General features: G+C 66.3%; 5 protein-coding genes. All 5 read right to left on the bottom strand.

The features are described 5' to 3' along the window. Positions 1–1,466: HAMP domain-containing protein (locus VDP82_RS11870; RefSeq protein ID WP_323015058.1), on the bottom strand; the 1,466-nt coding region annotated here is incomplete at its 3' end. A 136-nt stretch (positions 1,467–1,602) separates the two neighbouring features. After that, a complete protein-coding gene (locus tag VDP82_RS11865; protein WP_323015057.1) occupies positions 1,603–4,125 on the bottom strand; it encodes a methyl-accepting chemotaxis protein in 2,523 nt (840 codons plus the stop codon). A 259-nt stretch (positions 4,126–4,384) separates the two neighbouring features. After that, positions 4,385–4,774, bottom strand: a complete 390-nt coding sequence (locus VDP82_RS11860; protein WP_314256968.1) for a response regulator — start codon at positions 4,772–4,774, stop codon at positions 4,385–4,387. A gap of 121 nt (positions 4,775–4,895) precedes the next feature. Beyond that, the gene (locus VDP82_RS11855) at positions 4,896–5,945 is read right to left on the bottom strand and encodes a protein-glutamate methylesterase/protein-glutamine glutaminase (protein ID WP_323015056.1); all 1,050 of its coding nucleotides are present in this window, start codon (positions 5,943–5,945) and stop codon (positions 4,896–4,898) included. Then, positions 5,942–6,787 (bottom strand): protein-glutamate O-methyltransferase CheR, encoded by an 846-nt coding sequence (locus tag VDP82_RS11850; RefSeq protein ID WP_323015055.1) that lies wholly within the window; start codon positions 6,785–6,787, stop codon positions 5,942–5,944. The genes VDP82_RS11855 and VDP82_RS11850 overlap by 4 nt, the downstream gene beginning before the upstream one ends. Between the last annotated feature and the right edge of the window lie 148 nt (positions 6,788–6,935).

Raw genomic sequence — 6,935 nt, 5'->3', positions numbered from 1 at the left:
ATGTTGGAGATCTTGGCCGAGGACTGGGTGATCCGCTCCATGGCCTCATTGGCCTCGGTCATGGTCGTGCCGGTGCGGGCGGCGCTGGCCGAAACCGCCTTGGCCTTGCCATCGGCATCCTCGGCCATGCGGGCATTGTCGACCACGGTCTGGGCCAGCTGCTCCATGGCCGCCGAAGTTTGCTCGATGGTGGCGGCCTGTTTGGTGGTGCGCTCGGACAGATCGTTCGCCCCGGCCAGCAATTCGCCGGTGGCGGTCTTGAGCGCCCGCGAGGTCTGGCGCAGATTCGTCACCACATCGGTGAGCTTGTCGCCCACCGCATTGGTATCGGCCTTGAGCCGGGCGAAGGCCCCCTGATACTCGCCCGCCATGCGCCGCGTCAGGTCGGTATTGGCCAGCGCCGCCAGCACCTCGCCGGTTTCCCCGATGCCGCGATCCACGGTTTCGACCAGATTGTTGACGCTGCCGGCCAGCGCATTGAGTTCGGGATCGGGAAACTGCGCATGCACGCGCTTGGAAAAGTCCCCGGCGATGGCGGCGTCCACCACCTCGCCGAAGGCGGCCTGCAAGGCCACCATCATGTCGGTGCGCTCGATGCGCCGGCGCTGCGAGGCGGCCCGCTCCTCCTCGCTCATCTGGCTCATCTTCAGCCCGTTCTCGCGGAAGATCTCCACCGCCCGCGCCATGGCGCCCACCTCGTTGCTGCGTTCGGCATAGGGCACCTCGGTCTCGAAATTGCCGGCGGCGATGGCGTCCATGGCCGCGGCAAGCCGGGGGATGGGGCGGGTCAGAAGGCGCGACAGCACCAGGCTCGCCGCCCCCATGGCCAGCAGCAGCACGCCGCCCATCACCACCATGCCCGGCACCGCCGCCATGGCCGAGGCCGAGGCGAGCCCGGCATCTTTGCCGACCCAGAAGGCGCCAAGCAGCGAGCCATCCAGCTTGTGGATGGGATAGAACGCGCTCTGGAACGTCTGGCCATGCACCTCGGCCACACCGCTCCAGGGCAGGCCCTCCAGCAATTGCTTGTGGGGCGCGCCCTGCGGGTCGAGCGCAAAATCGATGGCGCGCTTGCCCTCCTCGCCCGGAAAGCTCGAGGTCTTGGCCAGGAACTGCCCGCTGGCGGGATCGTAGCCGAACACGGCCGACTCCCCGCCGGTGACGCGGGTCACCGAATCCACCGCGCTGGTATCGTAGAAGAAGGGCAGCGCCAGCGTATTGAAGGCGGCCACGCCATTATCCTCGCCCCAGGTGACCACCGAGCCGTTGATGCGCCGTTCATAGACCGTGGCGGCGGTCTTGAGGTCAGCCTCCTGCTGGGTCACCGCCTGCTGCATCGCCTGGGCGTGCAGCGAGAGGTAATTGCTCACCGAATAGGCGACGATGGTGACCCCGATGCTGGCCAGGACCAGCCCCGCAATGGCTGCGGTCAGCCTTATATTGCGGATTGCGCTCATCAATTTCATGATTTTCCTCTTGCCTCGGGGCAACAGCGTCCTCTTCCCGGCCCCATCCTAGGCGCGGGCGCCTTAACGGACCCTTGCCTCTTGTATGGAAGAGCCGCGCCGACGATGGCGCGGCCCTCAAAGTCGGGGCAAAGCCTCAGAACTCGTTCCAGTCCTCGTCCACCGCCGCATTGCCGCGGCTGCGATAGGATTTGGTCACCGAGCGCAGCTTTTCCTGCAAGCCCCGCGCCCCCTCGGCCAGCGCCTTGACCGGGCCGGGCCGGGCCGGCGCCGGGGCAGCGCTGGAGCCGTCCCCGCCAATGGCGAAGATATCGACGATCCGGTCGAGCTCGCTCGCCTGCGCCTCGGTCTGCTCGATGGCGGCGTTGATCTCCTCGACCAGCGCGGCATTGTGCTGGGTCATCTCGTCCATGGTGCGCACGGCGGTATTGACCTCTTCGATCGCCCCCGCCTGCTCGCTGCTGTCGCGGGCGATGCCGCTCATCAACTCGTTGGACGAGCGCGCCGCCGCCACCATGGCCTCGAGCTTGCTCGCCGCGTCCACCACCAGCGTGCTGCCGCCCTTGACCTCGCCCGCCGACTGCTCGATCAGCGCCTTCACATCCGCCGAGGCATTGGCCGCGCTCTGGGCCAGCCGCCGCACTTCCACCGCCACCACGGCGAAACCCTTGCCGGCGTCGCCCGCCCGCGCCGCTTCCACCGAAGCGTTGAGCGCCAACAGGTTGGTCTGGAAGGCGATGTCGTCGATCAGCCCGATAATGTTGGAAATCTTGGCCGAGGATTGCGTGATCCGCTCCATCGCCTCGGTCGCCCGGTGCATCACCTGCCCGCCTTCCTCGGCGGTGCGGGCCACCCCGGCCGCCACCGTGCTGGCCTCCCGCGCCCGTTCGGCATTCTGCGTCACGGTCGAGGCCAGTTGCTCCATGGCCGCCGAGGTTTGCTCGATGGTCGCCGCCTGCTTGGTGGTGCGCTCGGACAGATCATTCGCCCCGGAGAGGATTTCCCCGGTCGCGGTCTTGAGCGTGCCGGAGGTATCGCGCAATTGCCCCACGATATCGGTCAGCTTGTCGGCTACCGCATTGGTGTCGGCCTTGAGCTTGGCGAAAGCCCCCTGATAGTCGCCCGCCATGCGCTTGGTCAGGTCGGTCTCGGCCAGCGCCGAAAGCACCTCGCCGGTTTCCTCCAGCCCCCGATCCACCGTTTCCACCAGCATGTTGACCGAGCGGGCCAGCCGGTTGAGTTCGTCATCGGGGAATTCGGCGGTCACCCGCTGGCCGAAATCGCCGGCAATGGCCGCGTCCACCACCTGCCCGAAGGCGCGTTGCAAATCCTGCATCATGGCGCTGCGCTCGGCCTGGCTCTGCACGATCCGCGCCGCCTCGGCCTCGGTCATTTCCGCCACCTTGAGCCCGTTCTCGCGGAACACTTCCACTGCCCGCGCCATGGCGCCGATTTCGTCGCCCCGCCCGGCCCCGCGCACCTCCGCCTCCAGGTCGCCATCGGCCAGTGCCGCCATGGTGTCGGTCAGCTGCGAGATCGGCCGGCTGATCGAGCGGGCGAACAGCGCCCCCAGCAATGCCGCAATGGCCAGGAGCCCGCCCCCGATCAGCAGCGTCATGTTGCGCATCTGCACGACTGCGGCATAGGCCTCTTCTTCCGGCTGCACCGCCGCCACCGCCCAGGTGACATCGCCCACGCTGACCGGCTCGGCCCGCACCACCATGGTGGCGCCGCGATAATCGTGGCTCACACCCTCGCGGCTCACCCCGGCCAGCGCGTCGGCAATCACATCGCTGGTGATCGCGGTCGAAAGCACGTCGGCCTCCTCGGTGCGCGGCGATTCGGTGCGCAGCAGCCCGTCGGCGCCCACCACCACCACTTCCCCGCTCCGGCCCATGCCCGAAAGATTGCCCACCTTCTGGCTTACCGCGTCGGGTGAAATGGACAGCACCATCACCCCGCTGCTCTCCTCCTTTTCGAACACCGGCATGGCCATGAAGCTCTGCGGCGTGCCGGTGGGCGCATAAAGCGAGAAATCGACAAAGGCGGCCTCGCCATCGGCCAGTTCGCTGGCGGCGGCGAAGGCGCGCCCGAGCCCGGAGGCGGCCAGCGTCGCGTCGCTCACCACATTGGCGGCGAAATCGGTGTTCTTGGCCACCGAATAGACCACGTCCCCGGCGGCGCTGATCAGCAGCACGTCCGAATAGGCCCGCTCCTGCATCAGCGTGCGGAAGCCGGGATGGAAGCGCTTGTGGGGGGCGTCATAGGTGGCGCCCTTGCCATTGGCGCTGTCGAGCTGGGCGCGGTCCGCCGGATTGGGGTTCTCGGTGATATAGGCGGCCTGCAACTGCGCCCCGGCCCGCTCGGCCAGGCCCATGCGCAATTCATCCAGCGCCCGCGTCAGGTTCTTGGTCGCGGTCACCGTGTCCGAGCGCTGCACGAAGAGCCGCAGGTCGACCTCGACGCCCGAATAATAGTCGCTCACCAGCGCCGTGGCGGTGTCGAGCGCGGCCTGCATGGATTGGTCGCGCTGCTCCTGCACCGTGCCCAATCCGATCAGATAGCTGGCAATGCCGACCCCGGCGCTCACCACCAGGGCCGAGCCCACCAGCGCCAGCGGCAATTTCTGGGCGATCCTGAGTTGCGGAAAAAATCCCATCGAACACTCCAACCCCTTTGTCGGATCGCCCGCGCCCCCGTCCGGCGGCAGCTTCTGCCACCCCGGATCCCGCGCGATAGTTTTGGCGATCGCTCCCTCTGCCGGCCCTTGCCGGCGTTCCGAAACGATATAACCGGGGGCTTAACCACTTCTTACGCATAAGTTCAGAGTCCGGTTTTTTTGGCTTGCCGCCCCCGAAACGACAAAGGCCATGCTCGCGGCATGGCCTTTGTCCGTTATCCGCAGCGCGGGTTTACGCTCAGCTCAGCGCCCCGATCACCGCCTCGATGCGCTTTTTCATGGTCATCGCGTCAAAGGGCTTGATGATGTAGTTGTTGACGCCGAAGGAAATGGCTTCCTTGACCTGCTCCTTGTCCGAGCGGCCGGTGGCCATGATGAAGGGCATGGCCTGGGTGCGCGGATGCTTTCGGATGACCTTGAGCAGGGTCAGCCCGTCGATATCGTCCATGTTCCAGTCGGAAATGATCAGGTCGACATTGGTCTTTTCGAGCTTGCCCAGGGCGTCGCGTCCGCTCTTGGCCTCGATGATGTCCTTGAAGCCCAGCTGGGTCAGGATATATTTGGCAATACCGCGCATGGACTGCTGATCGTCGACGATGAGGACGCTGACAGCGCTGGCTTTTGGCATGGTCGTACTACACCTTCTTCGCGCCAAAGGCTCTTTCTTGAGCCCCGAACTTTGGAAAAACACTAGGCAAGAAGCGTTACAAATCTCTCAATCGGGCCGGCAGCATTGCGCCGACCTGCGTTCAGGCCGCCGATTTCAGCCGCATCAGCGCGCTGGCCAGCCGCGCCGCGATGGCTTCCACCGGCGCCTGTTCCACCACCGCGCCTTCCTCGAAGGCGACGCGCGGCATGCCATAGACCAGCGCCGAGGCCTGGTTCTGGCCCACCGTATGGGCGCCCGCCTCGCGCATCAGCTTGAGCCCGCGCGCCCCATCGCGCCCCATGCCGGTCAGGATCGCCCCGACCGCCATCGGCCCCACCACCCGCGCCACCGATTCGAACAGCACATCGACGCTGGGCCGGTGGCCGCTGGTCAACTCGTCCTGGCCCAGCCGCGCCTTGAGCTGGCCCGAGCTGCGCTCGACCCGCAGGTGAAAATCCCCCCGCGCCACATAGGCGTGGCCGGGCAGCAGCGGCATGCGGTCCTCCGCCTCCACCACGCTGAGCGCGCACACCTCGTCCAGCCGCGCGGCGAAGCGCCCGGTAAAGCCGGCCGGCATGTGCTGGGCGATGACGATGGGCGGGCAGTCGACCGGCATGCTGGAGAGCACCGTGCGGATCGCTTCCACCCCGCCGGTCGAGGCGCCGATGGCGATGAGCGCCCCGGCCGGGGCGGCGGCGGTCTTGACCGGGGCCTTGGGCGTTTCCACCCGGCTGGTCGAGCGCCCGCGCACATCCGACTTGGCCGCCGCGCGGATCTTGTCGCGCAGATTGGCCCCGAACACCTCGATGCCGCCCTCGAATTCGGCGCTGGGCTTGGCCACGAAATCCACCGCGCCCAGTTCCAGCGCCAGCAGCGTCTCGCTCGCCCCCTTCTTGGTGAGGGTGGAAACCATCACCACCGGGGTGGGCCGCAGCCGCATCAGCCGGTCGAGAAATTGCAGCCCGTTCATATTGGGCATTTCGATGTCCAGCGTCACCACGTCGGGATTGAGCGCCTTGATCTTTTCGCGCGCATCCATGGGGTCGGTCGCCGTCCCCACCACGTCGATGTCGCCATCGCGCGCCAGCATGCGCGACAGCACCTCGCGGATCAGCGCCGAATCGTCGACGACCAGGACCTTGATGCTCATGCCGCTTCTCGCCTGCTTGCACTGCGTTTGGATTGATAGATGGTCTTGCCCACCAGGCGGAACCCTTCCCCGCCCGAGCCCAGGTTTTCCGAATGCCCGATATAGAGAAAGCCTTCGGGCGCCAGAATCTGCCCGAAGCGGCCGAACACCTGTCCCTGGGTGGGCTTGTCGAAATAGATCGCCACATTGCGGCAGAAGATGGCGTCGAACGGCCCCTTCATCGGCCAGGGCTCGATGAGGTTGAGCGGCTTGAACGCCACCAGGTCGCGCACCGCCTGCGGCATGTGCACGCTGCCGTCGCCCCGGCGCTCGAACAGCCGCGCCCGCGCCGGCGTCAGCCCGCTCACTTCGCTTTCGGGATAGATTCCGCGCGCCGCCTTGGCCAGCACCGCCGTATCGATATCGGTGCCCAGGATGCGGAAATCCCAGCGCTTGAGTTCGGGAAAGGCGTCGAGCAGATCGGCGCCGATCGTATAGGGCTCCTGCCCGGTCGAGCATCCCGCCGACCAGATGCGCAGCCGGCTGCCGCGCGGCCGGTTGGCGATCAGCTCGCGCACATAGGTGCGCAGATGCTCGAAATGGTGGTCCTCGCGATAAAAGCGCGTGAGATTGGTGGTCAGGGCATTGATGAAGTCCTGCCCGTCGCCGGCGCTGCCGCCTTGCTCGAGATAGTCGACATAGGCGTCGAAGCCCGGCAGGCCCAGCGCCCGCACGATCTTGCTGAGGCGCGACACCACCAGCGTGCGCTTGGCGTCGCTGAGCGAAATACCGGCGACCTTGTAGACCCGCGTCTTGATCCGCGAGAATTCGCGCTCGCTAAGGGAGAATTCCCCCTGTTCCATTTCGCCTACCTCGCTGACCCGGCTTCTTGCTTTTCTTGGGCAATGCTAGCGTCGCCATTGCTTAGATTGGGTAAATACAGAGCAGGGGAACTAAAGCATGTCTCCCGAAAGTGGGCACCGGTTTCGGGATAAGGACAGGCGCAAAAAC

Origin of the sequence: Devosia sp. (assembly GCF_034675085.1) — a bacterium.
Classification (GTDB): domain Bacteria; phylum Pseudomonadota; class Alphaproteobacteria; order Rhizobiales; family Devosiaceae; genus Devosia.
This window is presented reverse-complemented; position numbering and strand designations above follow the sequence as displayed.